Here is a 24,357-nt window from a genome sequence, read left to right on the forward strand (position 1 = left end):
CGGAAGCCCCGCGGCTCAGACCCGCTGGAACTGCAGGCGCAGGGTGCCGAGTTCGAGCAGGTCGTTCTCGTGCAGCGCCACGGCCTCGGCGCCCAGCGGCTCGCCGTTGAGCAGGACGGCGCCCATGACGCTCGCGGCCACGTAGCCCTGGCGCCGGCGCGTGACGACCGCCACCGCGACGCCGGGCTTGCCGACGGTGGTGACGACCTTCTGCAGCGGCAGGTCGCGCCCGGCGTTCTCGCCGGCCAGCACGCGCAGCACCGGCACGCCGAGTTCGACCAGCGCCCCCGATTCGGTGGGCGCGGCCGACAGGGGAATGGGTGCGGAAGATTCGCTGGCGACAGCGACGTGGACCGGCACGCCGGCCGCGGGCGCGACGCTGCGCGCGCGGTAGTGGATGCGGCAGCCGCCGACCTCGATGACGTCGTTGTCCTTGAGCGTGCGCTTCTGCACCGCCACTGCGTTGACGTAGGTGCCGTTGGTGCTGTTGAGGTCTTCGATCTGGACATCGCCACCGCGCAAGGTCAGGACGGCATGCTCGCCGCTCACCGCGAGATTGTCGACCACGATGTCGTTATAGGCGCGCCGCCCGAGGGTGGTACGGTCCTTCGCGAGCGTCACTTCCCGGATGACGACACCATCGATCGAGATACTCATTCTCGGCACTGCCGACTCCCTGATTGCAATTGTCGCGAGACCCGAAACGACATGGCGGATGGACTTGCCACCCCGCCGATTTCGTCAGGCTGCCGTGCGAGGCAGGCTGGCCCGGGCCAGGATGACAGAAATGTTATCCCGTCCGCCATTTTCGTTGGCGATGTTTGCCAAAAGTGATACCTTGGACTCAATACCACCGTCTTGTCTCGTCAGAAGCGTGAAAAGCTGGGCGTCCGGGACCATTTCGCTGAGCCCGTCCGAGCACAGCATATAGAGATCGTCGGGCCTGGCCGTGTGTTCATGCATTTCCAGCAAGACTTGGGCCTCGACGCCGACGGCGCGGGTCACGAGGTTGCGGTTGGGCGAGGACAGCGCTTCCTCGGCCGTGATGGCGCCCGCGTCGAGCTGCTGCTGGCGCAGCGAATGGTCGCGCGTGAGCTGCTCGAGCTTGTCGTTGCGCAGCCGGTAGCAGCGCGAGTCGCCGATGTGGCCCACCATCACGCGGTGCGGCCCGAAGGCCGCCAGGACCAGCGTGGTCCCCATGCCCTGCAGGTGGGGATTGGTCAGGCTGCCGTCGAGGATGGCGGCATTGGCCTCGTCGGTCGCGGCCTGCAGCGCGCGCCGCACGACGCGGGCCGGTGCCTGCGGACCGGCCTGCACGTACCAGCGCCGGAAGTTCGCGTGCACCAGCGACACCGCCATCGCGCTGGCCACTTCGCCGCCCTTGTAGCCGCCCATGCCGTCGGCCAGCACCGCCAGCCCGAGCGCGGGGTCGACATGGACCGCGTCCTCGTTGTGGGCCCGCACGCGGCCGACGTCCGTCAGCGCCGCGAACTCCCACGAGAGCGGCGGACGGGTCGAGAAAAGAGAGGTGCCGACACCTACCATGGTCGCAAGTGTCGGCGAAGCGGCAGCCCGGTGGTGGCTTCCGGTTTCAGTGCTGCGCGGCGGCCGCGTGGGCGCGCCGCTGGAGCAGCTTGCCCACCGCCACCACGAACAGCGCACCGGCCGCGGCGGCGGCGTAGTGCAGCCACGGGTTGGCCGCCAGCATCTCGCGCAGCGACACGTCGCTCACGATGGTCTCGCCGCCGACCCAGCCGATCAGCGCGGCACCCAGCATCACGATGATGGGGAAGCGCTCCATCAGCTTGATCATCAGCGTGCTGCCGAAGATCACCAGCGGAATGCTGATCGCCAGGCCCAGCACCAGCAGCACCATGCTGCCCTGCGCGGCTGCCGCCACGGCGATCACGTTGTCCAGGCTCATCACGAGGTCGGCCAGCAGGATGGTGCGCACGGCCGCCATCATGCTGCCGTACTCCTTGGAGTCGCCCTCGCCCTCGTCGTCCTCGCCGAGCAGCTGCAGGCCGATCCACAGCAGCAGCAGGCCGCCGATGATCTGCAGGTAAGGCAGCGCCAGCAGCTTGGCCGCCACCACCGTCAGCACGATGCGCAGCACGACGGCCGCGCCGGAGCCGAACAGCACCGCCTTTTTCTGCTGCTCGGGCGGCAGCGAACGCGCCGCCATGGCGATCACCACGGCGTTGTCGCCCGACAGGATGATGTTGATCCAGACGATCTTGATCAGGCCGATCCAGAAGTCCGTGCTTTGAAGAAGTTCCATGTCTCTGATCCCGCTTTGTTTTTGTGAAAAAAACGCCCGCAATCGGATTGCGGGCGTCTTGTTCTTTCTTGCGCGTGAGGTCTCTTTGCGGACCTTGCCGGGCGCGAACGCCTAGGCTTACAGCTTGCCCTTGAGCAGCTTGGCCAGTTCCGAGAAGTTGCGCGTCACGGTGAAGCCGCACTCTTCCATGATGGAGAGCTTGGCCTCGGCCGTGTCGGCACCGCCCGAGATCAGCGCGCCGGCATGGCCCATGCGCTTGCCGGGAGGCGCCGTCACGCCGGCGATGAAGCCGACGACCGGCTTCTTCATGTTGTCCTTGCACCAGCGGGCGGCGTCGGCTTCGTCGGGACCGCCGATTTCGCCGATCATGATCACGGCGTCGGTGTCGGGGTCTTCGTTGAAGGCCTTCATCACGTCGATGTGCTTGAGGCCGTTGATCGGGTCGCCGCCGATGCCGACCGCCGACGATTGGCCCAGGCCGATCTCGGTCAGTTGCGCCACGGCTTCATAGGTCAGCGTGCCCGAGCGGCTCACGACGCCGATGCGGCCCTTGCGATGGATGTGGCCGGGCATGATGCCGATCTTGATCTCGTCGGGCGTGATCAGGCCGGGGCAGTTCGGGCCGAGCAGCAGCGTCTTCTTGCCGCCGGCGGCTTCCTTGGCCTTCATCTTGTTGCGCACTTCGAGCATGTCGCGAACCGGAATGCCTTCGGTGATGCAGATGGCCATGTCCAGGTCGGCCTCGACGGCTTCCCAGATCGCGGCCGCCGCGCCTGCCGGCGGCACGTAGATCACCGACACGGTGGCGCCGGTCTGCGTGGCGGCTTCCTTCACCGAACCGAAGATCGGGATGTTGAAGATCGACTCGCCGGCCTTCTTGGGGTTCACACCGGCCACGAAGGCGTTCTTGCCGTTCGCGTATTCCTGGCACTTCTCGGTGTGGAACTGGCCCGTCTTGCCGGTGATGCCTTGGGTGATGACTTTGGTGTCTTTGTTGATGTAGATCGACATGACTCTGTTCCTTAGGCCTTCTTGACTGCTGCCACGACCTTCTGGGCCGCTTCCGCCATGGTGTCGGCGCTGATGATCGGCAGGCCCGAATCGGCCAGCAGCTTCTTGCCTTCGGCTTCGTTGGTGCCCTTCATGCGCACGACCAGCGGCACTTGCAGGTTCACGGCCTTGCAGGCCGCGATCACGCCGGTGGCGATGGTGTCGCACTTCATGATGCCGCCGAAGATGTTGACGAGGATGGCTTCCACGTTCTTGTTCTTCAGCATGATCTTGAAGGCCTCGGTGACCTTCTCGGGGGTGGCGCCGCCGCCCACGTCGAGGAAGTTGGCCGGCTCGCCGCCGAACAGCTTGATGGTGTCCATCGTGGCCATCGCGAGGCCGGCGCCGTTCACCAGGCAGCCGATGTTGCCGTCGAGCGAGATGTAGGCGAGATCGAACTTCGAGGCTTCGACTTCGGCCGGATCTTCCTCGTCGAGGTCGCGCAGCGCGACGATCTCGGGGTGGCGGAACAGCGCGTTGCTGTCGAAGTTGAACTTGGCGTCCAGCGCCATGACGTTGCCCTTGCTGTCACGGTTGAGCGGGTTGATCTCGACCAGCGAGGCGTCCGTCTCCATGTAGCAGGTGTAGAGCTTCTTGAGGATGTCGACCGTTTGCGCGGTCGAATCGGCCGGCATGCCGATGCCGTCGGCGATCTGCTTGGCCTGTTCGTCGGTCAGGCCCTTTTGCGGGTCTGCGAACACGGTGATGATCTTCTCGGGCGAGGAGTGGGCCACTTCCTCGATGTCCATGCCGCCTTCGCTCGAGGCGATGAAGGCCACCTTCTGGGTGGCGCGGTCGGTCACGGCCGAAACGTAGTATTCCTTCTGGATGTCGGCGCCGTCTTCGATGTAGAGGCGGCGGACCTTCTGGCCTTCGGGGCCGGTCTGGTGCGTCTTGAGCTGCATGCCGAGGATCTCGCCGGCCAGCTTCTTCACGTCCTCGATGGTCTTGGCGACCTTCACGCCGCCGCCCTTGCCGCGGCCACCCGCGTGGATCTGGGCCTTGACCACCCAGACCGGGCCGCCCAGCTTCTGGGCGGCTTCGACCGCCTCCTGGACCGTGTAGGCCGGAATGCCGCGCGGCACCGGCACGCCGAACTTGGCAAGGATTTCCTTGCCTTGGTACTCGTGAATCTTCATGAGGGATGTCTCTCGGAAGGAAGAGGTTGAAAAACGGGAGATCGAGGCAGGCTGGTGTTGGCTCTGTTGTCCACAGGCGACGGCAGCCTGACGGCTGGGGGCGGCGGACAATCGCGGACTGTATCATGGTGCGCCGCATCAATACTGACGGGCGTGTGCGGTCAATACGTACTTTCTTCTAGGCCCCTCTCTATCAGGCAACCCCACCATGGCCAAGGTCTTTATCGACGGCGAAGCCGGCACCACCGGCCTCCAGATTCGCGAGCGGCTGCAGAACATGCCGCAGATCGAGCTCGTGAGCATCGCGCCCGAGCTGCGCAAGGACGTGAACGCCAAGCGTGAACTCATGGCCGGCGTCGACCTCGTCGTGCTGTGCCTGCACGACGACGCGGCGCGCGAATCGGTCGCGCTGATCGACCAGCTGTCGGGCAGCAAGCCCAAGATCATCGACGCCTCGACCGCGCACCGCGTGGCGCCGGGCTGGGTGTTCGGCTTCCCCGAACTGGTCGAAGGACACTGGCAGGCCGTGGCCCGGGCCGACCGCGTGGGCAACCCCGGCTGCTACGCCACCGGCGCGATCGCCATGGTGCGCCCGCTGGTCGACGCGGGCCTGCTGCCGGCCGACTTCCCGATCGCGCTGCCCTCGGTCAGCGGCTACTCGGGCGGCGGCCGGGCCATGATCGAGGCCTACGAGAAGGGCGAGGCGCCGCTGTTCGAGACCTACGCGCTGGGCCTCAAGCACAAGCACATCCCCGAGATCATGAAATACACCGGCCTCACGCAGCGCCCGGTGTTCATCCCCTCGGTCGGCAATTTCAAGCAGGGCATGCTGGTGCAGTTGCCGCTGCACCTCGACCTGCTGCCCGGCAAGCCGAAGGCCGGCGACCTGCACGAGGCGCTGGCCGCGCACTACGCGAAGAGCAACACGCCCGAGCAGTTCGTGAAGGTGCTGCCGCCCACCGAGGACGGCAAGCTCGACGCTTTGGCGCTCAACGACACCAACCAGCTCGAGATCCGCGTGTTCCCGAACGAGGACCACCGCCATGCCGTGGTGATCGCGCGCCTCGACAACCTCGGCAAGGGCGCGAGCGGCGCCGCGGTGCAGAACCTCAAGCTGATGCTGTCGCTCTGAGGCGCGGCTTCCCCGCTCAAAAAGGCGCCGGCTCCCCGGCGCCTTTTTCGTTTTCAGCCCACCAGCCAGAGCCCCGTGCCGAACAGCGCCGCATGCAGCGCGAGCACGATCCAGAACGGCATGCGCGAGGGTGTCGACATCTCCTGCAGCGTCTCGTGGATGCGTCGCGCGATCAGCGCGCGCAAGGCCGGATCCTGCGCGGGCGCCGCGCCGCCCGACGCCACGGGCAACGGCGGCTCGCCCTGCGCGGCGCGGCCCTGCTGCCACTCGGCCAGCATCTCGCTGAGCGGCAGCCGGTCGAGCACGAAGGCGATCACCGCCCGCACCGCCTTGCCGTCGCCGAGCACCGGCGCGAGCTGCGCGCTCAGCGCATCGACCGAGAGCCAGTCGCTCGCGCGCCGCAGCGCCCCGTGGGTGCGCGGCATCGATTCGATGCGCCCGGCGATGGCATCGCCCAGGCGCTGCGCCACCGCTTCGCCGCGCGCGGCCACCAGATGCTGCATCGCGCGCGTGCGGCCTTGCGACACGCCGAGGATCACGTACACGCCCATGAAGAGCGCCAGCAGCACGGCCACCAGCAGCGGCGGCGAGGTCAGCAGCGCGAGCGCCGCGCCGACGCCGCCCGCGCGTGCGCCGGGATAGCCGGGCCCGCTCAGCTGGCCCAGGTAGTAGAAGAAGGCGCCGCCGCCGAGCAGCGCGCCGAAGAAGATGCCCTTCGCGACCGAAGCGACGAAGGCCGCGCCGGCGCGGGCGCCGGTGCGTATCAACGAGGGAGGCTCGGATGGGTTGGCGGGGTTCGATGACATGGCGCGGCTCCTCCTCGTTGTTCGAAGCCGCGGATCATGCCAGCGGTCTGGCGCGGCCCCGGCCGCCCGGCCGCTCAGCGGGCCGGCGCCTCGAGCAGCGCCCGCAGCGCGCGCAGGTCGCGCGCGATCCATTCGGCGTCGTGCGCGAAGGCGGCGTCGTCCATGTGCGGCTGGCGCAGCAGCGTGAACTGCAGCTCGCAGGCGCCGGGCGCCACGCCGACGACACGAAACGGCACGTAGACCTCGGGCACGCCCTCGGGCGCCACCCAGTGGTCGAGCACGCCGAATTCGTTGGCCGGCGCGAAGCGCAGCACCGCGCGACCGCCGGGCGTGGTCGCGACCCAGTGCTCGCCTTCGCGCGCCAGCGCGCCGTCGGCCAGGCCGCTGGCCCATTCGGGCAGGCGCGCGGGATCGGCCGCCAGCGCATAGGCCGCGCGCCAATCGCAGGCCACGCGCTGCGTGATCACGCGCGAGAGTTCATTCGAGTTCATCGATGTCGCTCCTCAGCACCTTGGCCGCCACCGCGGCCGAAAAGCCCCGCGCCATCAGGAAGCGGGCCTGCCGCGCGCGCTCCTTGGGATCGGCGGGCGGGGCGTCGAAGCGGCGGCGCCAGAGCGCGGCCGCGCGTTCGAGCTCGCTGCCCTGCAGCCCGGCCACCGCCTGCGAGATGGCCTCGGCGCCGATGCCCTTGGCCTGCAGTTCCTGCCGCACGCGCGCCGCGCCGAGCCGGCCCGCGCGCTGGTGCAGCACCGAGGCGACCACGCGCTCCTCGCTGATGAAGTCCTTGGCCGCGAGCTCGTCGAGCGCGGCCTTGAGCGTGCCCGGCTCTTCCTCGTAGCGCGCCAGCTTGCGCTCGAGCTCGCCACGGGAATGCTCGCGCTGGCTCAGCAGACGCAGCGCGCGGCCTTTCAGGGAAGGAGCATCGAATGCCATCGGAAATGCAGGGGCGGAAAAGGAAAGCGGGGCGGCCGCAGGCGCCCCGCTCGCAGGCATCGGCCGGTTATTCGGCCGCGCCGGCCGCGTCCGCCGCCAGCAGCGGGATGCCCAGCGACTCGCGCACCTTGTTCTCGATCTCGCGCGACAGCTCGGGGTTCTCGCGCAGGAACTCGCGCGCGTTGTCGCGGCCCTGGCCGATCTTCTCGCCGTTGTAGGCGTACCAGGCGCCCGACTTGTCGATGATCTTGGCGGTCACGCCCATGTCGATGATCTCGCCCTCGCGGCTGATGCCCTCGCCGAACAGGATGTCGAACTCGGCCGTCTTGAACGGCGGCGAGACCTTGTTCTTCACCACCTTGACCTTGGTTTCGTTGCCGATGGCCTCGTCGCCCTTCTTGATGGTGCCGATGCGGCGGATGTCCAGCCGCACCGAGGCATAGAACTTCAGCGCGTTGCCGCCGGTGGTGGTTTCGGGCGAACCGAACATCACGCCGATCTTCATGCGGATCTGGTTGATGAAGATGACCATGCAGTTGGTCTTCTTGATCGTGGCCGTGAGCTTGCGCAGCGCCTGGCTCATCAGGCGGGCCTGCAGGCCGGGCAGCGAGTCGCCCATCTCGCCTTCGATTTCGGCCTTGGGCGTGAGCGCGGCGACCGAGTCGACCACGATCAGGTCGACGGCGCCCGAGCGTACCAGCGAGTCGACGATCTCGAGCGCCTGCTCGCCGGTGTCGGGTTGGCTGATCAGCAGGTCGGACAGGTTCACGCCGAGCTTCTGGGCGTACTGCACGTCGAGCGCGTGCTCGGCGTCGACGAAGGCGCAGGTGCCGGCCTGCTTCTGCATGGCGGCGATGACCTGCAGCGTGAGCGTGGTCTTGCCCGAGGATTCAGGACCGTAGATCTCGACCACCCGGCCGCGCGGCAGGCCGCCGACGCCCAGGGCGATGTCGAGGCCCAGCGAACCGGTGGAGACCACCTGGATGTCCTCGAGCGCCTCGCCTTCGCCGAGCCGCATGATCGTGCCCTTGCCGAACTGCTTCTCGATCTGGGCCAGCGCGGCCTGGAGGGCCTTGGCCTTTTCGCTGTTGGCACCTGCGATGCTCGAGCCCTTGACGACTGCGTCCATGTGAAAAACTCCTTGAAGATCAACGGGTTGTGTACTGCCGGATCCATCTGCTTTTAACTACAGCCTGGATGCTTGAACAGTAGTGTAGGGGCGGATGGATTCGAGTAAACCCATTTTTTGGTCAGTTTGCTTTACCATTTGACGCCGTGAGCGACACCCCTTTTCCCCTCGACCCCGATGCCTGGCGCCAGACCCACCTGGGCCGGCTGCTCGGCCACGCGATGCGGCGCTTCGACGAGCGCGTGCTCGCGCTGATGGCGCACGACGTCGACGTGCCGCTCGCGCTGTCGAACCTCGCGGCCCGTGCGCAGGTCAGCGCGGCCCACATCCACATCACGCGCCACCTCGCGCGCGAGGGCTCGCGCCTGACCGAGCTCGCCGAGCGCGCCGGCATGACCAAGCAGGCCATGGGCGCGCTGGTCGACCAGTGCGAGGCCTGGGGGCTGGTCACGCGCGGGCCCGATCCGCTCGATGCGCGCGCGCGGCGCGTGCTGTTCACGGCCGACGGCCTGGCCTGGCTCGAGGCCTTCCGCCAGGCGGTGACGCAGGCCGAGCGCGAGTTCCGCGCCAGCGTGGGCGACGAGGTCGCCACCGTGGTAACCATCGGTCTGGAAGCCTATACGGCGGGCTAGACTCCCTGCCGAGCGGAGACAACGAACGTGCAACGGCGCCGCCCCGCGGCGCGAACCGGGCTGGAGGTGGGCTATGCGGATTCTGATTGCCGAGGACGACCAGGTGCTGGCCGACGCCCTGCTGCGCAGCCTGCGCACCTCGGGCGCCGCGGTCGACCACGTGGCCAACGGCTCCGAGGCCGACACCGCGCTCATGACCCACAGCGAGTTCGACCTGCTGATCCTCGACCTCGGCCTGCCGAGCCTGCACGGCATCGAGATCCTCAAGCGCCTGCGCGCGCGCGGCTCGCAGCTGCCGGTGCTGGTGCTGACGGCGGCCGACAGCGTGGAGGAGCGCGTCAAGGGCCTGGACAACGGCGCCGACGACTACATGGCCAAGCCCTTCAGCCTGCAGGAGCTCGAGGCGCGCGTGCGCGCCCTCACGCGCCGCGGCATGGGCACCACCAGCAACGCGATCAAGCACGGCCCGCTGGTCTACGACCAGGCCGGCCGCGTCGCCACGCTCGACGGCAAGATGGTCGAGCTGTCGGCGCGCGAGCTGGGCCTGCTCGAGGTGCTGCTGCAGCGCGCGGGCCGGCTGGTCAGCAAGGACCAGCTGGTGGAGCGGCTGTGCGAATGGGGCGAGGAGGTGAGCCTCAACGCGATCGAGGTCTACATCCACCGCCTGCGCAAGAAGATCGAGAAGGGCCCGGTGCGCATCGCCACGGTGCGCGGGCTCGGCTACTGCCTCGAAAAGATCCAGTGACGCCCGCGCGGCCGCCAGGCGCGGCGGGTCCGGCCCGATGAAACTCTTCCAGCGCGCGCAGCGCTCCCTGTTCGGCGAGATCCTCGACTGGATGCTCACGCCGCTGCTGCTGCTGGTGCCGGTCAGCATCGGCGTGACCTGGCTGGTGGCGCAGGGCATCGCCAACGCGCCCTTCGACCGCGCGCTCGAGCACAACGTCGAGACGCTGGCGCGCATGGTCACGACGCAGAAGGGCGGCCCGCGCTTCGAACTGCCGCAGTCGGCGCGCGAGATCCTGCGCGGCGACGATGCCGACCGCGTGTACTACCAGGTGCTCGACAGCCACGGCGCGCTGCTCAGCGGCGAGCGCGACGTGCCGCATCCCAGCCTCGACGAGCCGCCGGTGATCGGCCAGGTCTCGCTGCGCGACGGCGAGATGAACGGCAAGCCGGTGCGCGTGGCCTCGGTCTGGCTGGCCGGCGAGCATCCCGACGCGCCGCCCGCGCTGCTGCAGATGGCCGAGACGCGCCAGAAGCAGTCGCTGCTGGCGGCCGAGATCATCAAGGGCGTGCTGCTGCCGCAGTTCGCGATCCTGCCGCTCGCGGTGCTGCTGATCTGGCTGGCGCTGGTGCGCGGCATCAAGCCGCTGTCGGTGGTGGAGGCGCGCATCCGCGAGCGCCGCCCCGGCGACCTGAGCCCGCTCGACGAATCCTCGGTGCCGCTGGAGGTGGTGCCGCTGGTGTCCTCGGTCAACGAGCTGCTCGACAAGCTCAACGATTCCATCGACACGCAGAAGCGCTTCCTGGCCGACGCGGCGCACCAGCTCAAGACGCCGCTCGCGGGCCTGCGCATGCAGGCCGACCTGGCGCAGCGCGAGAACGCCAACGCCGACGAGCTCAAGCAGTCGCTCAAGCAGATCGGCCGCGCCAGCGTGCGCGCCACCCACACGGTGAACCAGCTGCTGTCGCTGGCACGCGCCGAGGGCAACAGCGCCGGCGCCCATCGCCAGCCCTGCGACCTGGCGCGGCTCACGATCGAGGTGGTGCGCGAGGCGGTGCCGCGCGCGATCGAGAAGCGCATCGACCTCGGCTACGACGGTGTCGATCCCGGCTCGCGCGGCGTGGTGCTCGAGGGCAACCCGACCCTGCTCAAGGAGCTGGTGCGCAACCTGGTCGACAACGCGATCAACTACACGCCCTCGCGGCCCGAACGCGCCGGCGTGATCACCGCGCGGGTGCTGGCCGATCCCTTCGGCCGGGTGCTGCTGCTGCAGGTGGAGGACAACGGCCCGGGCATTTCCGAAGCCGACCGCGAGCTCGTGTTCGAGCCCTTCTACCGCGTGCTCGGCAACGAGGCCGACGGCTCGGGCCTGGGACTGCCGATCGTGCGCGAGATCGCGAACCAGCACCATGCGCAGGTGACGCTCGAGGACGCGCATCCCGAGCGGCAGCCGCCGGGCGCGCGCTTCACGGTGCGCTTCGAAAGCGCGCCGGCCTGAACGGCTGGCCTATCGGGCGCTGGTGTCCGACGCGCCGGCCTTCGGCGGCTCGGCGCGGATCTGCAAATACTCGGGATGGATCTGCCGCGTGAGGCGCTGCGGATCGCGCTCGTCGAGCCCCGCCGGCGCGAGACCGAAGCCCGCGAGGTCGCCACGCGACCACAGCCAGTAGCCGCCGTTGAGAACCAGCAGGGCGATCACGAGCAGGCGCAGCGGCATCGCGGCGTCCGGTCTCAGAGGGCCATGCCGCGCGGCCGCACGCTGACTTCGTCGCTGACGATGGCCTGCAGGCCCTCGGCCGTGCGCACCTGCAGCTCGCCGGTCCACGAGACGCCTTCGCACAGGCCCGCGCGGCCGTCGCTGAGCACCACCTCGCGCCCGCGCAGCACGTCGCGCGCCGCGAAGCGCTCGGCGAACGGCGCGAAGCCGCGCGCGCCGAAGGCGAGCACGTCGCGCACCAGCGGCGGGATCAGCTCGGCCAGCACCGCGGGAGACGTGGCGTCGGGGCGCCACTGGCGCATCCAGGCGGGCGGCGTGCGCATGCCCTCGGCCTCGCGCGCGCCGATGTTCACGCCGATGCCGATCACCACGTAGCGCGGCGCCGGTGCGGCACCGCCGGCATGCGGCAGCGCGGTCTCGATCAGGATGCCCACGAGCTTGCGCTCGTCGACCCAGAGGTCGTTGGGCCACTTGAGCCCGAGCCTGGCCGCGCCCGTGGGATCGAGGTTCTCGGCCAGGCTCACGCCGACCGCGAGCGAGAGGCCCGACCAGTCGGCCGGCGCGAGCGGCAGGCCCAGCGAGAAGGTCAGCGACGGCGCGACATCGTCGCCGGGCTGCTGCGCGCTCTGCCAGGGCCGGCCGAGCCGGCCGCGGCCCGCGGTCTGGCGCTCGGCGACCAGCAGCACGGGCTCGGTCCGCCCGGCGCGCGCGCGCCGCATGAGTTCGGTGTTGGTGGAATCGACCTCGGCGACCACCTCGGCCGCGAAGCCCGGCAGCAGCGGGGCGACCGCGGCGGCGATCCGCTCCTCGTGCCACCGCAGGGCGCTGCCGCCGGCGGCCATGCTCAGAGCCCGCCGTTGCCGGCCGCGACGGGGGCGGCCTCGGCGACCGCCTCGGCCTTCTTCGGCTTGGCCGGCTTGTCGGCCTTCGCTTCCTTGTCCTTCTTCTTGCCGTCCTTCTTCTTGTCCGACTTCCTGTCGGCCTTCTTTTCGGCTTTCTTCTCCGCCTTCTTGTCGGCCTTCTTCTTTTCGGCCTTCTTCGCTTCCTTCTTCTTCGCCTTCTTCTTTTTCTTCTTGTCGTCCTCGTCGTCGTCCTTCGGCGTGAGCAGCGTGCCGCGGCATTGCTCGGAGCCGCAGTAGCACGGGAACTCGGACAGCAGCTTCTCGGTGTACGGCTCGTCGATGATCAGGCCGTAGTCGTAGTTGAGTTCCTCGCCGGCCGCGATGTTGCGCAGCGCCTTGATATAAACGCGCCCATCGACCTCGTCGGCTTCGCAGTTGGGCTCGCACGAGTGGTTGATCCAGCGGGCCGCATTGCCGTCGACGTTGCCGTCGATCACGCGCCCGTCGTCGATGTGGAAGTAGAAAGTGTGATTCGGCTGGGCCGGATCGTGCGGATGGCGGCGCAGGGCCTCCTTCCACGTGATGATCTCGCCCTTGTATTCGATGATCCGCTCGCCTTCGGCCAGGTCCTGCACCGCGAACACGCCGTTCCCATGAACGGAGGAACGCCGCGTCTGGATTCGGCGGGCGTTGGAAAGTGGGGATTTGGAAGGCATCGCCGAAGTCTGTTAGTTTGAATATGCACACATGCGCGTGCGCGTGTGCGCACGCGAGAAGCCGCCGAGTATAGAGAGAGCCCATGGCGCTGCGCGCATGGCCCGCGAGCCGGCTTGGCGAAACAGTTGAGAGAGCACAGATGACGAAGACATTGGTTATTGCAGAAAAACCGTCGGTGGCGCAGGACATCGTGCGTGCGCTCACGCCGGTGGCCGGCAAGTTCGACAAGCACGACGAGCACTTCGAGAACGACCAGTACGTCGTGACCAGTGCCGTCGGCCACCTGGTGGAAATCCAGGCGCCCGAGGAGTTCGACGTCAAGCGCGGCAAGTGGAGCTTCGCCAACCTGCCGGTGATCCCGCCGCACTTCGACCTCAAGCCGGTCGACAAGACCAAGACCCGCCTCAACGCGGTGGTCAAGCAGGCCAAGCGCAAGGACGTGACCCAGCTCGTGAACGCCTGCGACGCGGGCCGCGAGGGCGAGCTGATCTTCCGCCTGATCGAACAGTACGCCGGCGGCAAGACGGGCCTGAACAAGCCGGTGCGCCGGCTGTGGCTGCAGTCGATGACGCCGCAGGCGATCCGCGACGGCTTCGACTCGCTGCGCACCGAGAAGCAGATGCAGGGCCTGGCCGACGCCGCGCGCTCGCGCTCCGAGGCCGACTGGCTGGTGGGCATCAACGGCACGCGCGCGATGACGGCCTTCAATTCGCGCGACGGCGGCTTCTTCCTGACCACCGTGGGCCGGGTGCAGACGCCCACGCTGTCGGTGGTGGTCGAGCGCGAGGAGCAGATCCGCAAGTTCGTCTCGCGCGACTACTGGGAAGTGCACGCCAGCTTCCTGGCCGAAGCCGGCCACTACCCGGGCAAGTGGTTCGACCCGGCCTGGAAGAAGGCCAACGCGCCGCTGCTGCCCAACGGCGAGCCCGACCCCGAGCAACGCGCCGACCGGGTCTGGAACGAGCGCGACGCGCTGGCCATCGCCGAGGCCGCGCGCGGCAAGCCCGCCAGCGTCACGGAGGAAAGCAAGCCCACCACCCAGGCCTCGCCGCTGCTGTTCGACCTGACCTCGCTGCAGCGCGAGGCCAACAGCCGCTTCGGCTACTCGGCCAAGACCACGCTGGCGCTGGCGCAGAGCCTGTACGAACGCCACAAGGCGCTGACCTATCCGCGGACCGACTCGCGCGCCCTGCCCGAGGACTACCTGCCGGTGGTCAAGCAGACCCTGGGCATGCTCGCCACCAGCGGCATGCGCCACCTCGCGCCGTTCGCGCAGCAGGCGATCGACAACAACTACGTCAAGCCGAGCAAGCGCATCTTCGACAACGCGAAGGTGTCGGACCACTTCGCGATCATCCCGACCCTGCAGGCGCCCAGCGGCCTGTCGGAAGCCGAGCAGCGCCTCTACGACTTCGTGGTGCGCCGCTTCCTGTCGGTGTTCTTCCCGAGCGCCGAATACCAGGTCACGACCCGCGTCAGCACGGTGGCGCAGGCCGGCAAGAACTACGCCTTCCGCTCCGACGGCAAGGTGCTGGTCAAGCCGGGCTGGCTCGCGATCTACGGCAAGGAAGCCGTCAGCGACGACGACGAGAAGGACGGCAAGAACCTGGTGCCGGTCAAGCCCGGCGAGATGGTGCTGGCCGAGAGCGTCGACACCAAGGGCCTGAAGACCCGCCCGCCGGCGCGCTACTCCGAAGCCACGCTGCTCGGCGCCATGGAAGGCGCGGGCAAGACCATCGACGACGAGGAACTGCGCGAGGCGATGCAGGAGAAGGGCCTGGGCACGCCAGCCACGCGCGCGGCCACCATCGAAGGCCTGATCGCCGAGAAGTACATGCTGCGCGAGGGCCGCGAACTGATCCCGACCGCCAAGGCCTTCCAGCTCATGACGCTGCTGCGCGGCCTCGGCGTGGAGGAACTCTCCAAGGCCGAGCTCACCGGCGAATGGGAATACAAGCTCGCGCAGATGGAGAAGGGGTCGCTCAGCCGCGACGCCTTCATGCGCGAGATCGCGGCGATGACCGAGCACATCGTCAAGAAGGCCAAGGAGTACGACCGCGACACGGTGCCGGGCGACTACACGACGCTGGCCACGCCCTGCCCCAACTGCGGCGGCGTGGTGAAGGAGAACTACCGCCGCTACGGCTGCACCGGCAAGAGCGGCACGGGCGAGGACGCCTGCGGCTTCTCGTTCGGCAAGTCGCCGGCCGGGCGCACCTTCGAGGTCGCAGAGGCCGAGGCGCTGCTGCGCGACAAGCACATCGGCCCGCTCGAGGGCTTCCGCTCCAAGGCCGGCTGGCCCTTCACCTCCGAGATCGTGCTCAAGTACGACGAGGAGGCGAAGAACTGGAAGCTGGAGTTCGACTTCGGCGACGACAAGAACGAGGACAGCGGCGAGATCATCGATTTCAGCGAGCAGGACACGGTCGGCCCGTGCCCGATCTGCGGCGCGCCCGTGTTCGAGCACGGCAGCAACTACGTCTGCGAGAAGTCGGTACCGACCCAGGCCCAGCCCACGCCGAGCTGCACCTTCAAGACCGGCAAGATCATCCTGCAGCAGCCGGTGGAGCGCGCGCAGATGGAGAAGCTGCTGGCCACCGGCAAGACCGACCTGCTCGACAAGTTCGTCTCGATGCGCACGCGCCGCGCCTTCAAGGCCTTCCTGACCTGGAACGCCGAAGAAGGCAAGGTGACCTTCGAGTTCGCGCCACGCGAGGGCGGCAGCAAATTCCCGCCGCGCAAGACCTTCGGCAAGGCCGCGCCGGCCGGCAAGACCGCGGCCGCCAAGAAGGTGGCGGCGAAGAAGGCGCCCGCGGCCAAGAAGGCACCGGCCGAGAAGAAGGCGCCGCGCAAGACCGGCGCCGGCCTCAAGCCCAGCGACGCGCTCGCCGCGGTGATCGGCAACGAGCCGGTGGCGCGCACCGAGGTGGTCAAGAAGCTCTGGGACTACATCAAGGCCAACGGCCTGCAGGACGCGAAGGACAAGCGCTCGATCAATGCCGACGCCAAGCTCAAGCCGGTGTTCGGCAAGGACCAGGTGACTATGTTCGAGCTCGCGGGCATCGTGGGCAAGCACCTCACGGCGCCCTGAGCCATGCGGCGCAGACGCTTCGCAGGCACGGCCGGCGCCCTTGCATTGGCGCTGCTTTCCGCCTGGGCTCCGGCCCGGGCCGCCGACTGGCCCGACAAGCCCGTCAAGCTGGTAGTGCCCTTCCCGCCCGGGCAGGCCACCGACATCTTCGCGCGCGCGCTCGCCGAGCAGCTCGGCCGGCGGCTGGGCCAGCCGGTGATCGTCGACAACAAGGCCGGCGCCGGCAGCAACATCGGCACCGAGTTCGTGGTGCGCTCGCAGCCCGACGGCTACACGCTGGTGGTGGCCGGCAGCGCGATGGCGGTCAACCAGACGCTCTACGCCAAGCCCGGCTTCGACCCGCGCCGCGACCTCGTGGGCATCTCGCTGATCGCCAAGGTGCCGCTGGTGTTCCTCGCCACGCCCGAGAGCGGCATCCGCACGCTGGGCGAACTCACCGCGCGCGCGAAGGCCGAGCCCGGCCGGCTCAGCTACGCGAGCGCCGGCATCGGCGGCACGCAGCACCTGTCGGGCGAGATGTACAAGTCGGCGGCGCATGTGTTCGTCACGCACATTCCGTACCGGGGCAGCGGGCCCGCGCAGGCCGACTTCCTCGGCAACCAGGTGCCGCTGATGATCGATTCGGTGACCGCCGCGCTGCCGCACATCAAGGCCGGCAAGGCGATCCCGCTGGCCGTGACCTCGGCCACGCGTTCCTCGCAGCTGCCCGAGGTGCCCACCGTGCGCGAGAGCGGCGTGGCCGGCACGCGCGACTTCGAGGCCGTGGGCTGGCTCGGCCTGATGGCGCCGCGCGGCACGCCCGCCGAGGTGGTGACGCGCCTGAACCGCGAGGTGACCGAGATCCTCAAGAGCGAGCAGATGGCGCGCTTCATGCGCGAGCGCGGCTCGGAGCCGGCGCCCACCACCGGGCCCGAGTTCGACCGCTTCGTCGCGAGCGAGATCGGGCTCTGGGGCGCGGCCGTCAAGGCCTCGGGCGCGAAGCCCGAGTAGTCGCCACGGGAACCCGGCACGATCTCCAGGGTCTTGTTACAGGCCGCCGCGGCCCGCGGCCTATAGTCGTTCGATCCACCCCAGGGGACAGATTCCATGAAGTCATTGATTGCCACCGCCTTCGCCCTCGCCATGGGCTTCTCGCTCGCGGGCTGTGCCTCGTCCTCGCGCACCGCCGATGCCGGCGGCACCGCGTCCTCGGGCAGCGGCGTGACGGTGTTCGGCACCATCGACGCCGGCGTCAGCGGCTACTCGACCAAGTCCGAGCGCCGCTGAACCGGCGCGGCGCTCAGCGGCGCCGCCGCAGCAGCGCCTGCTGCAGCACGCGCGCCGCGCGGTCGCGGATCTTGCCGGGCGCGCCGCGCAGCGTGGTCTTCGGCGCCACCTTCGCGGTGGCGCAGGCCCACAGGAAGTCGTGCAGGATCGGCGTGTCGTCCACGGTCTCGGTGCTGCCGTACTTGTGGAATTCGGGATGCCACTGCGTGGCCGCGATGTAGCTGCGGCCACGGTCGGGCCGGCGGCGGATCGCCTCGGGCACCCGGTCGGGCAGGCTCCAGGCCTCGACCTCGAAACCCGGCGCGAGGTCCTTCACGCCCTGGTGGTGGATGCTGTTGACGCGCGCGGTCTGCACCTCGGGATAGAGCTTCGCGAGCCGCGTGCCCGGCACGATCCCGATCTGGTGGAAGTTCTGGTCGTAGGTCACCGGGTCGCGGTGGCGCAGCGTCTCGGGATGGCCGTGCTGCTCCTCGATGTCCTGGTAGAGCGTGCCGCCGAAGGCCACGTTGATGAGCTGCAGCCCGCGGCACACGCCGAAGATCGGCTTGCCGGCCTGCTCGAAGGCTTCGACCAGCGCGAGGTCGTAGAGGTCGCGGATGCGGTCGCCGATCCAGGCGTCCTTCAGCGGCACCTCGCCATAACTGCCGGGCCAGACGTCGGCGCCGCCGTGCATCACCACGCCGTCGAGCCACTCGGCGTAGTGCGAGAGCTTGGTGTCGCCGCGCGCGGTCTCGCCCGTGGGGCAGGGCACCATCACCACCATCGCGCCGGCCGACATCAGCCAGTGGGCGATCGACTGCTCGACGTACTGCAGGGTCTTGTTGGTGAACAGCGAGCGCGCCGGATCGGCGTGCGAGAAGCAGGCGGACAAACCGATCTTGAGTCGGGCGGAGACGGGCTGGGGCATCTCGATGGGTTCCCTGTGAGCGAAATTCATTCTGCGCCCACCGAACTTCGGTCGTGTGTCAGCCGAACCCGCGAAGTATCCTGTCGGGCCCACAAGGAGACACCGCATGCAGACGATCAAGGGGCCCGCCATCTTCCTGGCCCAGTTCGCGGGCGATACCGCGCCCTTCAACTCGCTCGACGCGATCGCGGGCTGGGCCGCGGGCCTGGGCTACAAGGGCGTGCAGATCCCGAGCTGGGACGCGCGGCTGATCGACCTGAAGCAGGCCGCCGAGAGCAGGACCTACTGCGAGGAGATCCAGGGCACGCTCGCCGCGCACGGCCTCTCGATCACCGAGCTCTCGACCCATCTGCAGGGCCAGCTGGTGGCGGTGCACCCGGCCTACGACGCGGGTTTCGACGGCTTCGCGGCGCCCGAGGTGCGCGGCAATCCGGCGGCGCGCCAGCAGTGGGCGGTGCAGCAGCTGCACTACGCGGCGAAGGCCTCGGCGAACCTCGGCCTCACGGCGCACGCGACCTTCTCGGGCGCGCTGGCCTGGCCCTACCTGTACTCGTGGCCGCCGCGCCCGCCGGGACTGATCGAGGAGGCCTTCGACGAGCTCGCGCGGCGCTGGCGCCCGATCCTCGACGCCTTCGACGCCGCGGGCGTGGACGTGGGCTACGAGATCCATCCGGGCGAGGACCTGCACGACGGCGTGAGCTACGAGATGTTCCTCGAGCGCGTGAACAACCATCCGCGCGCCTGCCTGCTCTACGACCCGAGCCACTTCGTGCTGCAGCAGCTCGACTACCTGGCCTACATCGACCACTTCCACGAGCGCATCAAGATCTTTCACGTGAAGGACGCCGAGTTCAACCCGACCGGCAAGCAGGGCGTGTACGGCGGCTTCCAGAAGTGGATCGACCGCGCCGGGCGCTTCCGCTCGCTGGGCGACGGGCAGGTCGACTTCAAGGCCATCTTCTCGAAGATGGCGCAGTACGACTTCCCGGGCTGGGCGGTGCTCGAGTGGGAGTGCTGCATCAAGCACCCCGAGGACGGCGCGCGCGAGGGCGCGAAGTTCATCGCCGACCACATCATCCGCGTGGCCGACCGCGCCTTCGACGACTTCGCGGCCGGCGGTGTCGACGTGGCGGCCAACCGGCGCGTGCTCGGCCTCGACTGACGCCGCCGCTCAGCGGTGCAGCGGGCAGCCGTTGCGCTCGCCGCGAAATTCCGACGAGGCCGCATAGGCCGCCTTGCGCGCGCGCATCACTCCGCCCAGCGGCCGGTGCGCCGCGAGCGCCTGCCAGGGGCTGAAGGCCATGCCGTCGTCCATCTCGCGCGACAGCTCCTCGCTCCAGCCTGCTTGCGGCGGCGCCAGCACGCGCGCGACCGTCACGTAGGGACTGAGTTCCTGCGGCCATTCGACCGAGGCATCCTCGACCGGCATGCGCTCGAGGTCGACGCACAGCTGGGCCCGCAGCTCCCACTCGCCGCCATTCCCGCGCAGGAAGTCCATCACCGCCTCGCGCGTGCCGTCGGGCTTGCCGTCCAGATGCAGTTCGGCCTTCTCGAGCGCCACGAGCGCCTCGGACACCGGCGCGAGCTGCAGCTTGGCGATGTGATCGCCGAAGCGGATCGGCACCTGCGTGAAGAAGGTGGCCCCCAGCGGATGGGTCAGCGGATGCGCGCCCAGCGCGACCAGCTTCGCGCTCGAGCCGCCCGCCACCTCGATCAGCTTCTCGATGCTCTGCAGCACGCCCGACAGCAGCAGCTTGCCGGTCGGCGCGCGGTCGGTGGTGGCCGCGAGCAGCTTGAGGCTGCGCAGGAAGCCCCGCGCGTCGGGCGCGACGAACACCGGGCCGTCGACGAACAGGAAGTCCTGCGTGGTGTGGTCCTCGGAGCCCTCGACGCGCTCGCCCTCGACATCGAACACCTTGAGCGCCATGCCGCGCGGCAGCGAGATGCGGTCGTCGAGCACCTCGGCCGGCGGCGTCGACAACCGCATCGCCGCGCGATGGCGCCCCGGCCTGGCGAACAAGCCCTGTGCGTACGCGGGCGGCAGGCCCTCGGGCACGACGAGTTCGGCATGCAGCAGGCCGTGGCTCTTGGCGTGCACGGCGCGCATGGCATGGCCGGCGTGCTCGGCCACGGTCTGCGCCATGTCGCGCAGCGTGGCCACCAGCTCGATCTGCGTCTGGGCCTCGTCCTCGCGTTCGGTCTCCACGGAGGGATCGAAACGCACGGGGGCAAGCGTGGATGTGGGCGTGGCGGTGTCGTTCATGGTCGAGGCTCCTTGGGCATCGTGGGCCGAGCCATTGAGCGCGGCACGACCGGCGCGCGATGTAGGCCGTCGGCTCCCGTGGCTGCGCTCGACCGCCTGCACGAGAGGCCGCGTCAGCCGGCGCGAGCGAGCTGCGCCACGCGCCGGATCGCGTCGTCGATGCGCGCGGCCTCGATCAGCCCGTAGCCGAAGGCCAGGCCCTCGGGCACGTCGGCCGCATGCGGATCGAGCGCATAGCGCGACAGCGGCGCCAGCGCGATGCCGGCCTCGGCCGCGCGCCGGGCCAGCAGGTCGGCGCGCAGCGGCGCATGCAGCCGGACCGACAGATGCAGGCCGGCCTGCGAGGGAATGGCCTCGAACAGGTCCGCGCCGTGGCGCACCAGCGCCTCGAGCAGCAGGCGGCGGCGCTCGCCGTAGACCTTGCGCATCCTGCGGATGTGGCGCGCCAGGTGGCCTTCGGCGATGAAGTCGGCCAGCGCGTCCTGGCCCAGCACCGGGCTGTGCCAGTCGGCCAGCTCGCGCATGCGCACCAGCGCCGCGCGCGCCCACGGCGGCGCCACCACGAAGCCCAGGCGCAGCGCGGGAAAGAGGCTCTTCGAGAAGGTGCCCACGTAGCAGACCGAGTCGGCGCGGTCCAGCGTCTGCAGCGCGTCGAGCGGGCGGCCGGCGAAGCGGAATTCGCTGTCGTAGTCGTCCTCGATCACCACCGCCTGGCGCTCGCGCGCGAAGGCCAGCAGCGCGGCGCGCCGCGGCGTCGACATGGCCACGCCGGTGGGGAACTGGTGCGAGGGCGTCACGCAGATCACGCGCGCCTCGGCCGGCAGCCGCTCGACGCACAGGCCCTCGGCGTCGGTGGGCACGGGCACCACCTTCGCGCCCGCGGCCGACAAGGCCTCGCGCAGCGAGGGATAGGACAGCTGCTCGACCGCCACCACCGTGCGCCCCGGCACGACGAGGATGCGCGCGAGCAGCCCGAAGGCCTGCTGCGCGCCGGCGGTGACGACGATGTCGTCGGCACCGCAGCCGACCGCGCGCGTGAAGGACACGTGGCGCGCGATCGCCTCGCGCAGGGCCGGCTGGCCGCGCGGGTCGGCGTACTGCGCCGCTTCGCCGCCGCCGCGCGCGATGCGGCGCAGCGCGCGGTCGGACAGCCGACGCCAGATGTCGAAGGGCAGCGCGCTCGCATCGGGCAGGCCGATGCGGAAATCGTCGCGCGCCGGGCGCTGCTGCAGCGTGGGCGGCAGGTCGGCGCCGGGCACGCGCGGCGGGGCCAGGCGGGGGTCGCGGCGCGGCGTGCCGGCCTCGACCCGTGGCGCCCCGCCGCGGCGCGAGGCCGGCAGGGTGTCGGCCACGTAGGTGCCGGCCCCGGGGCGGGCGACCAGGTAGCCCTCGCTGAGCAGCAGGTCGTAGGCCGCCAGCATGGTGTTGCGCGACACGCCCAGGCGCTGCGCGAGCGCGCGCGTGGCGGGCAGGCGGGCGCCGGGCCGCAGCCGACCGTCGAGGATGGCGGCGTGCAGCTGCCGGTGCAGCTCGCGCAGCAGTTCGCGCGAGCCAGTCGCGGGCAGCTGCAGGGACAGCTCGAAAAGTGGCTCCATGGAATTGGCCGATTGTGGTTCTTTTGAGGAACCAATCGCAAGCCTACGCTGGAGTCCTTGGAATGCTCGATGGAGAACCCGCCATGCACCACGATCCCGCCCCCTCTTCCACCGCTCCCGCCACGCCGGAACGCCTGCCGCCGAGCCTGGCCTGGCTCGCGCTCGGCGCCTTCGCGATCGGCACCGAGAGCTTCATCGTCGCGGGCCTGCTGCCCGTGCTCGCGGCCGACCTGCGGATCAGCCCCACGCACGCGGGCCAGCTCGTGCTGCTGTTCGCGCTCAGCTATGCGATCGGCTCGCCGCTGATGGCCGCGGCCTGCGCGCGCTTCGGCCGCCGGCCGCTGCTGGTCGCGAGCCTCGCGGCCTTCAGCGGCCTGACGCTGCTGGCGTCGATGGCGCAGGGCTTCGGCCAGCTCGCGCTGGCGCGGCTGGCGCTGGGCCTGGTGGCGGGCGTGTTCGTGCCGACCGCGAGCGCGGTGGCGGCTTCGCTGGTGTCGCCCGCCTTGCGCGGCCGGGCGCTGGCGATCGTGACCGGCGGCGGCACGCTGGCGGTGGCGCTCGGCGTGCCGCTGGGCGCCTGGATCGCGGGCTGGGGCGGCTGGCGCACGGCCTACCTGCTGATCGCCGCGCTGGGCCTGGTCGCGACCGTGGGACTGGCGGCCGGGCTGCCGCGCCGGCTCGCGGTGGCGGCGCCCGCCGCATCGGGCGGCGCGGCCTTCGCCGTGCTGCGCGCGCCGGGCGTGCTGGCCGGACTCGGCGTCAGCGTGCTCTGGACCACGGGCGGCTTCAGCTTCTACACCTACATCGCCCTCTTCCTCTCGCGCACGGTCGGCATCGGCCCCGAAGGCATCGGCGCGGTGTTCGTCGCCATCGGCGTGGCGGCGGCGCTCGGCACCGCGGCCGGCGGCTGGGCCACCGATCGCTTCGGCGCCGACCGGGTGGCGCGCGGCTTCGCGCTGCTGCTGGTGGCGGTCCTCGGCGGGCTGTCGCTCGCGGCCCAGGCGCTGCCCGGCGGCCTGGCGCTGCCGGCCGTGGTGGGCCTGGCGGCGCTGTGGGGTTTCGCCGGCTGGGGCTTCGGGCCGGCGCAGGCGGTGCGGCTGATCCGGCTGGCGCCCGAGCGCGCGCCGATGACGCTGTCGCTCAACGCCTCGGCGATCTATCTCGGGATCGCGGCCGGTTCGCTGTTCGGCGGCGTGGCGATCGCGTGGTTCGGCGTGAGCGCCGTCGGCTGGGTGGGCGCGGCCTGCCAGCTGGCCGGCGTGCTGCTGCTGGCCCGGGGCCGCCAGCGCGGCGGTGCGCTCGCGCCGGTCGGGGAGCCTGCGACGGCCTGAGGGCTTTCAGCTCCTCTTTTGATAGCAATATCGGCCGATTTGTCGCGCGTTCGCGCCAGTCCCGACCGAAACCTGAGCAACAGTCATGCCAGTCCGGTTACAATGCCGGGTTCGTTTCGATACTACGACGAAGTCTTTTCTCGTCACCCCACCGGCTGGCCGATTGGCACCGAGGCCCCCTGAACCCGATTTGAAATCCCCGGGTTCCGCACCTCCCCCGCCAGGCACGCCGGTTCTTGCCGTGTGTTGGAGCGCCAGTTCCGGCGCCCATGATTGCCACCACGGTCTTCGTTCATGTTGAAGCGAGCAGAGCGCGTCCCCGCTGCGCCGTGTGTGTCGGCCGGCCGTCGCGCCTGAAACCAAACACGACGGATTTCATTCATATCCAACAGACAACGAAGATTCGAGGTAATAAAGCATGCCGAAGGAAGAACTGATCGAAATGAACGGCGCAGTGACCGAAGTCCTGCCCGATTCGCGCTACCGCGTCACGCTCGACAACGGTCACCAGCTGATCGCCTACAGCGGCGGCAAGATGCGCAAGCACCACATCCGCATCCTGGCGGGCGACAAGGTGTCGCTGGAGCTCTCGCCCTACGACCTGACCAAGGGCCGCATCACCTTCCGCCACCTGGAACGCCGCGGTCCTCCGCCGACGGGTCCCGGCGGCAACAACGGCGGCGCCCAGCGCCGCTGAACGACCGGCAAGCGCCGACCGTCGCAGCCCCCGAGGGCCTTGCAGCACTGTCGCCCTGGCGGCGGGCTGCAAGGCCCTGATTTTTTGCTCCTCCGACTCTTCTCC

The 24,357-nt window shown here is 69.7% G+C and carries 25 protein-coding genes; 10 read left to right on the forward strand and 15 right to left on the reverse strand.

Features of this window, described 5'->3' with window-relative positions; genetic code table 11:
- Positions 1–15: 15 nt before the first annotated feature.
- The 5 genes from AC1HIL_RS03175 to sucC all read right to left on the reverse strand — a co-directional run bounded on the left by AC1HIL_RS03175 (position 16) and on the right by sucC (position 4,470).
- On the reverse strand, positions 16–666 hold the full coding sequence (locus tag AC1HIL_RS03175) for an FHA domain-containing protein (protein ID WP_057593696.1): 651 nt from the start codon (positions 664–666) through the stop codon (positions 16–18).
- Between the two features lie 75 nt (positions 667–741).
- On the reverse strand, positions 742–1,545 hold the full coding sequence (locus AC1HIL_RS03180; RefSeq protein ID WP_057593697.1) for a Stp1/IreP family PP2C-type Ser/Thr phosphatase: 804 nt from the start codon (positions 1,543–1,545) through the stop codon (positions 742–744).
- 46 nt (positions 1,546–1,591) lie between these two features.
- Complete coding sequence (locus AC1HIL_RS03185; RefSeq protein WP_057593698.1) at positions 1,592–2,281, reverse strand: TerC family protein; 690 nt, start codon at positions 2,279–2,281, stop codon at positions 1,592–1,594.
- A 117-nt stretch (positions 2,282–2,398) separates the two neighbouring features.
- Complete coding sequence (sucD, locus tag AC1HIL_RS03190) at positions 2,399–3,292, reverse strand: succinate--CoA ligase subunit alpha (RefSeq protein ID WP_057593699.1); 894 nt, start codon at positions 3,290–3,292, stop codon at positions 2,399–2,401.
- Between the two features lie 11 nt (positions 3,293–3,303).
- Complete coding sequence (sucC, locus tag AC1HIL_RS03195; RefSeq protein WP_057593700.1) at positions 3,304–4,470, reverse strand: ADP-forming succinate--CoA ligase subunit beta; 1,167 nt, start codon at positions 4,468–4,470, stop codon at positions 3,304–3,306.
- A gap of 208 nt (positions 4,471–4,678) precedes the next feature.
- Here sucC and argC point away from each other — a divergent pair, with 208 nt between their 5' ends.
- Positions 4,679–5,602 (forward strand): N-acetyl-gamma-glutamyl-phosphate reductase, encoded by a 924-nt coding sequence (gene argC, locus AC1HIL_RS03200; RefSeq protein ID WP_479671130.1) that lies wholly within the window; start codon positions 4,679–4,681, stop codon positions 5,600–5,602.
- Positions 5,603–5,655: 53 nt separating this feature from the next.
- Here the strand turns inward: argC and AC1HIL_RS03205 are convergent, their stop codons facing one another.
- The 4 genes from AC1HIL_RS03205 to recA form a co-directional block, all read right to left on the reverse strand.
- On the reverse strand, positions 5,656–6,408 hold the full coding sequence (locus AC1HIL_RS03205) for a hypothetical protein (RefSeq protein ID WP_479671131.1): 753 nt from the start codon (positions 6,406–6,408) through the stop codon (positions 5,656–5,658).
- Positions 6,409–6,482: 74 nt separating this feature from the next.
- On the reverse strand, positions 6,483–6,899 hold the full coding sequence (locus AC1HIL_RS03210; protein WP_057593703.1) for a hypothetical protein: 417 nt from the start codon (positions 6,897–6,899) through the stop codon (positions 6,483–6,485).
- A complete protein-coding gene (gene recX / locus AC1HIL_RS03215) occupies positions 6,886–7,341 on the reverse strand; it encodes a recombination regulator RecX (RefSeq protein ID WP_057593704.1) in 456 nt (151 codons plus the stop codon). Before recX ends, AC1HIL_RS03210 begins: the two co-directional genes overlap by 14 nt.
- 67 nt (positions 7,342–7,408) lie before the next feature.
- Complete coding sequence (gene recA, locus AC1HIL_RS03220; RefSeq protein ID WP_057593705.1) at positions 7,409–8,470, reverse strand: recombinase RecA; 1,062 nt, start codon at positions 8,468–8,470, stop codon at positions 7,409–7,411.
- Positions 8,471–8,616: 146 nt separating this feature from the next.
- Between recA and AC1HIL_RS03225 the strand changes: the two genes are divergently transcribed.
- The 3 genes from AC1HIL_RS03225 (at position 8,617) to AC1HIL_RS03235 (ending at position 11,324) form a co-directional block, all read left to right on the forward strand.
- Entirely contained in the window at positions 8,617–9,102 is a 486-nt protein-coding gene (locus AC1HIL_RS03225) for a MarR family winged helix-turn-helix transcriptional regulator (protein ID WP_479671132.1), read from the forward strand.
- A gap of 73 nt (positions 9,103–9,175) precedes the next feature.
- Positions 9,176–9,847 carry a response regulator gene (locus tag AC1HIL_RS03230; RefSeq protein WP_057593707.1) on the forward strand — a complete coding sequence of 224 codons (672 nt, stop codon included), beginning with the start codon at positions 9,176–9,178 and terminating at the stop codon, positions 9,845–9,847.
- A gap of 37 nt (positions 9,848–9,884) precedes the next feature.
- Positions 9,885–11,324, forward strand: a complete 1,440-nt coding sequence (locus tag AC1HIL_RS03235) for a sensor histidine kinase (RefSeq protein WP_057593708.1) — start codon at positions 9,885–9,887, stop codon at positions 11,322–11,324.
- A 9-nt stretch (positions 11,325–11,333) separates the two neighbouring features.
- On the opposite strand, the gene AC1HIL_RS03240 is transcribed toward AC1HIL_RS03235, so the two are convergent.
- From AC1HIL_RS03240 to AC1HIL_RS03250, 3 genes are read right to left on the reverse strand one after another with little or no spacing between them, the layout of a single operon-like run.
- Positions 11,334–11,543: a sporulation protein gene (locus tag AC1HIL_RS03240; RefSeq protein WP_479671133.1), complete on the reverse strand. Its 210-nt coding sequence runs from the start codon at positions 11,541–11,543 to the stop codon at positions 11,334–11,336.
- A 14-nt stretch (positions 11,544–11,557) separates the two neighbouring features.
- Positions 11,558–12,385: a biotin--[acetyl-CoA-carboxylase] ligase gene (locus AC1HIL_RS03245; protein ID WP_413761989.1), complete on the reverse strand. Its 828-nt coding sequence runs from the start codon at positions 12,383–12,385 to the stop codon at positions 11,558–11,560.
- 2 nt (positions 12,386–12,387) lie between these two features.
- Entirely contained in the window at positions 12,388–13,101 is a 714-nt protein-coding gene (locus tag AC1HIL_RS03250) for an SET domain-containing protein (RefSeq protein WP_479671134.1), read from the reverse strand.
- A gap of 140 nt (positions 13,102–13,241) precedes the next feature.
- Here AC1HIL_RS03250 and AC1HIL_RS03255 point away from each other — a divergent pair, with 140 nt between their 5' ends.
- The 3 genes from AC1HIL_RS03255 (at position 13,242) to AC1HIL_RS03265 (ending at position 17,459) form a co-directional block, all read left to right on the forward strand.
- Positions 13,242–16,193, forward strand: a complete 2,952-nt coding sequence (locus AC1HIL_RS03255) for a DNA topoisomerase III (RefSeq protein ID WP_057593712.1) — start codon at positions 13,242–13,244, stop codon at positions 16,191–16,193.
- A 3-nt stretch (positions 16,194–16,196) separates the two neighbouring features.
- The gene (locus AC1HIL_RS03260) at positions 16,197–17,183 is read left to right on the forward strand and encodes a tripartite tricarboxylate transporter substrate binding protein (protein ID WP_479671135.1); all 987 of its coding nucleotides are present in this window, start codon (positions 16,197–16,199) and stop codon (positions 17,181–17,183) included.
- Positions 17,184–17,279: 96 nt separating this feature from the next.
- Complete coding sequence (locus AC1HIL_RS03265; protein WP_057593714.1) at positions 17,280–17,459, forward strand: hypothetical protein; 180 nt, start codon at positions 17,280–17,282, stop codon at positions 17,457–17,459.
- A 13-nt stretch (positions 17,460–17,472) separates the two neighbouring features.
- Here AC1HIL_RS03265 and AC1HIL_RS03270 read toward each other — a convergent pair whose 3' ends face one another.
- The gene (locus AC1HIL_RS03270; protein WP_057593715.1) at positions 17,473–18,366 is read right to left on the reverse strand and encodes a gamma-glutamyl-gamma-aminobutyrate hydrolase family protein; all 894 of its coding nucleotides are present in this window, start codon (positions 18,364–18,366) and stop codon (positions 17,473–17,475) included.
- A gap of 106 nt (positions 18,367–18,472) precedes the next feature.
- Here AC1HIL_RS03270 and AC1HIL_RS03275 point away from each other — a divergent pair, with 106 nt between their 5' ends.
- Entirely contained in the window at positions 18,473–19,528 is a 1,056-nt protein-coding gene (locus tag AC1HIL_RS03275) for a sugar phosphate isomerase/epimerase family protein (RefSeq protein WP_057593716.1), read from the forward strand.
- Positions 19,529–19,537: 9 nt separating this feature from the next.
- Here the strand turns inward: AC1HIL_RS03275 and AC1HIL_RS03280 are convergent, their stop codons facing one another.
- Positions 19,538–20,629 carry a catalase family protein gene (locus AC1HIL_RS03280; RefSeq protein WP_479671136.1) on the reverse strand — a complete coding sequence of 364 codons (1,092 nt, stop codon included), beginning with the start codon at positions 20,627–20,629 and terminating at the stop codon, positions 19,538–19,540.
- Positions 20,630–20,742: 113 nt separating this feature from the next.
- Positions 20,743–22,224 carry a MocR-like pyridoxine biosynthesis transcription factor PdxR gene (gene pdxR, locus AC1HIL_RS03285; protein ID WP_479671137.1) on the reverse strand — a complete coding sequence of 494 codons (1,482 nt, stop codon included), beginning with the start codon at positions 22,222–22,224 and terminating at the stop codon, positions 20,743–20,745.
- A gap of 83 nt (positions 22,225–22,307) precedes the next feature.
- Here pdxR and AC1HIL_RS03290 point away from each other — a divergent pair, with 83 nt between their 5' ends.
- Entirely contained in the window at positions 22,308–23,555 is a 1,248-nt protein-coding gene (locus tag AC1HIL_RS03290; protein ID WP_479671138.1) for an MFS transporter, read from the forward strand.
- A gap of 418 nt (positions 23,556–23,973) precedes the next feature.
- Entirely contained in the window at positions 23,974–24,252 is a 279-nt protein-coding gene (gene infA / locus AC1HIL_RS03295) for a translation initiation factor IF-1 (protein ID WP_057597684.1), read from the forward strand.
- The last annotated feature ends 105 nt before the right edge of the window (positions 24,253–24,357 follow it).

It is taken from the genome of Variovorax sp. ISS6, assembly GCF_056523145.1.

Coding starts and splice junctions, on each gene's coding strand:
- sucD (WP_057593699.1), bottom strand. CDS start 3,292: ATGTCGATCTACATCAACAAAGACACCAAAGTCATCACCCAAGGCATC.
- AC1HIL_RS03210 (WP_057593703.1), bottom strand. CDS start 6,899: ATGAACTCGAATGAACTCTCGCGCGTGATCACGCAGCGCGTGGCCTGC.
- AC1HIL_RS03255 (WP_057593712.1), top strand. CDS start 13,242: ATGACGAAGACATTGGTTATTGCAGAAAAACCGTCGGTGGCGCAGGAC.
- argC (WP_479671130.1), top strand. CDS start 4,679: ATGGCCAAGGTCTTTATCGACGGCGAAGCCGGCACCACCGGCCTCCAG.
- AC1HIL_RS03260 (WP_479671135.1), top strand. CDS start 16,197: ATGCGGCGCAGACGCTTCGCAGGCACGGCCGGCGCCCTTGCATTGGCG.
- sucC (WP_057593700.1), bottom strand. CDS start 4,470: ATGAAGATTCACGAGTACCAAGGCAAGGAAATCCTTGCCAAGTTCGGC.
- AC1HIL_RS03245 (WP_413761989.1), bottom strand. CDS start 12,385: ATGGCCGCCGGCGGCAGCGCCCTGCGGTGGCACGAGGAGCGGATCGCC.
- AC1HIL_RS03275 (WP_057593716.1), top strand. CDS start 18,473: ATGCAGACGATCAAGGGGCCCGCCATCTTCCTGGCCCAGTTCGCGGGC.
- AC1HIL_RS03180 (WP_057593697.1), bottom strand. CDS start 1,545: ATGGTAGGTGTCGGCACCTCTCTTTTCTCGACCCGTCCGCCGCTCTCG.
- AC1HIL_RS03270 (WP_057593715.1), bottom strand. CDS start 18,366: ATGCCCCAGCCCGTCTCCGCCCGACTCAAGATCGGTTTGTCCGCCTGC.
- AC1HIL_RS03240 (WP_479671133.1), bottom strand. CDS start 11,543: ATGCCGCTGCGCCTGCTCGTGATCGCCCTGCTGGTTCTCAACGGCGGC.
- AC1HIL_RS03265 (WP_057593714.1), top strand. CDS start 17,280: ATGAAGTCATTGATTGCCACCGCCTTCGCCCTCGCCATGGGCTTCTCG.
- AC1HIL_RS03235 (WP_057593708.1), top strand. CDS start 9,885: ATGAAACTCTTCCAGCGCGCGCAGCGCTCCCTGTTCGGCGAGATCCTC.
- infA (WP_057597684.1), top strand. CDS start 23,974: ATGCCGAAGGAAGAACTGATCGAAATGAACGGCGCAGTGACCGAAGTC.
- AC1HIL_RS03280 (WP_479671136.1), bottom strand. CDS start 20,629: ATGAACGACACCGCCACGCCCACATCCACGCTTGCCCCCGTGCGTTTC.
- AC1HIL_RS03250 (WP_479671134.1), bottom strand. CDS start 13,101: ATGCCTTCCAAATCCCCACTTTCCAACGCCCGCCGAATCCAGACGCGG.
- AC1HIL_RS03290 (WP_479671138.1), top strand. CDS start 22,308: ATGCACCACGATCCCGCCCCCTCTTCCACCGCTCCCGCCACGCCGGAA.
- AC1HIL_RS03205 (WP_479671131.1), bottom strand. CDS start 6,408: ATGTCATCGAACCCCGCCAACCCATCCGAGCCTCCCTCGTTGATACGC.
- pdxR (WP_479671137.1), bottom strand. CDS start 22,224: ATGGAGCCACTTTTCGAGCTGTCCCTGCAGCTGCCCGCGACTGGCTCG.
- AC1HIL_RS03185 (WP_057593698.1), bottom strand. CDS start 2,281: ATGGAACTTCTTCAAAGCACGGACTTCTGGATCGGCCTGATCAAGATC.
- recA (WP_057593705.1), bottom strand. CDS start 8,470: ATGGACGCAGTCGTCAAGGGCTCGAGCATCGCAGGTGCCAACAGCGAA.
- recX (WP_057593704.1), bottom strand. CDS start 7,341: ATGGCATTCGATGCTCCTTCCCTGAAAGGCCGCGCGCTGCGTCTGCTG.
- AC1HIL_RS03230 (WP_057593707.1), top strand. CDS start 9,176: ATGCGGATTCTGATTGCCGAGGACGACCAGGTGCTGGCCGACGCCCTG.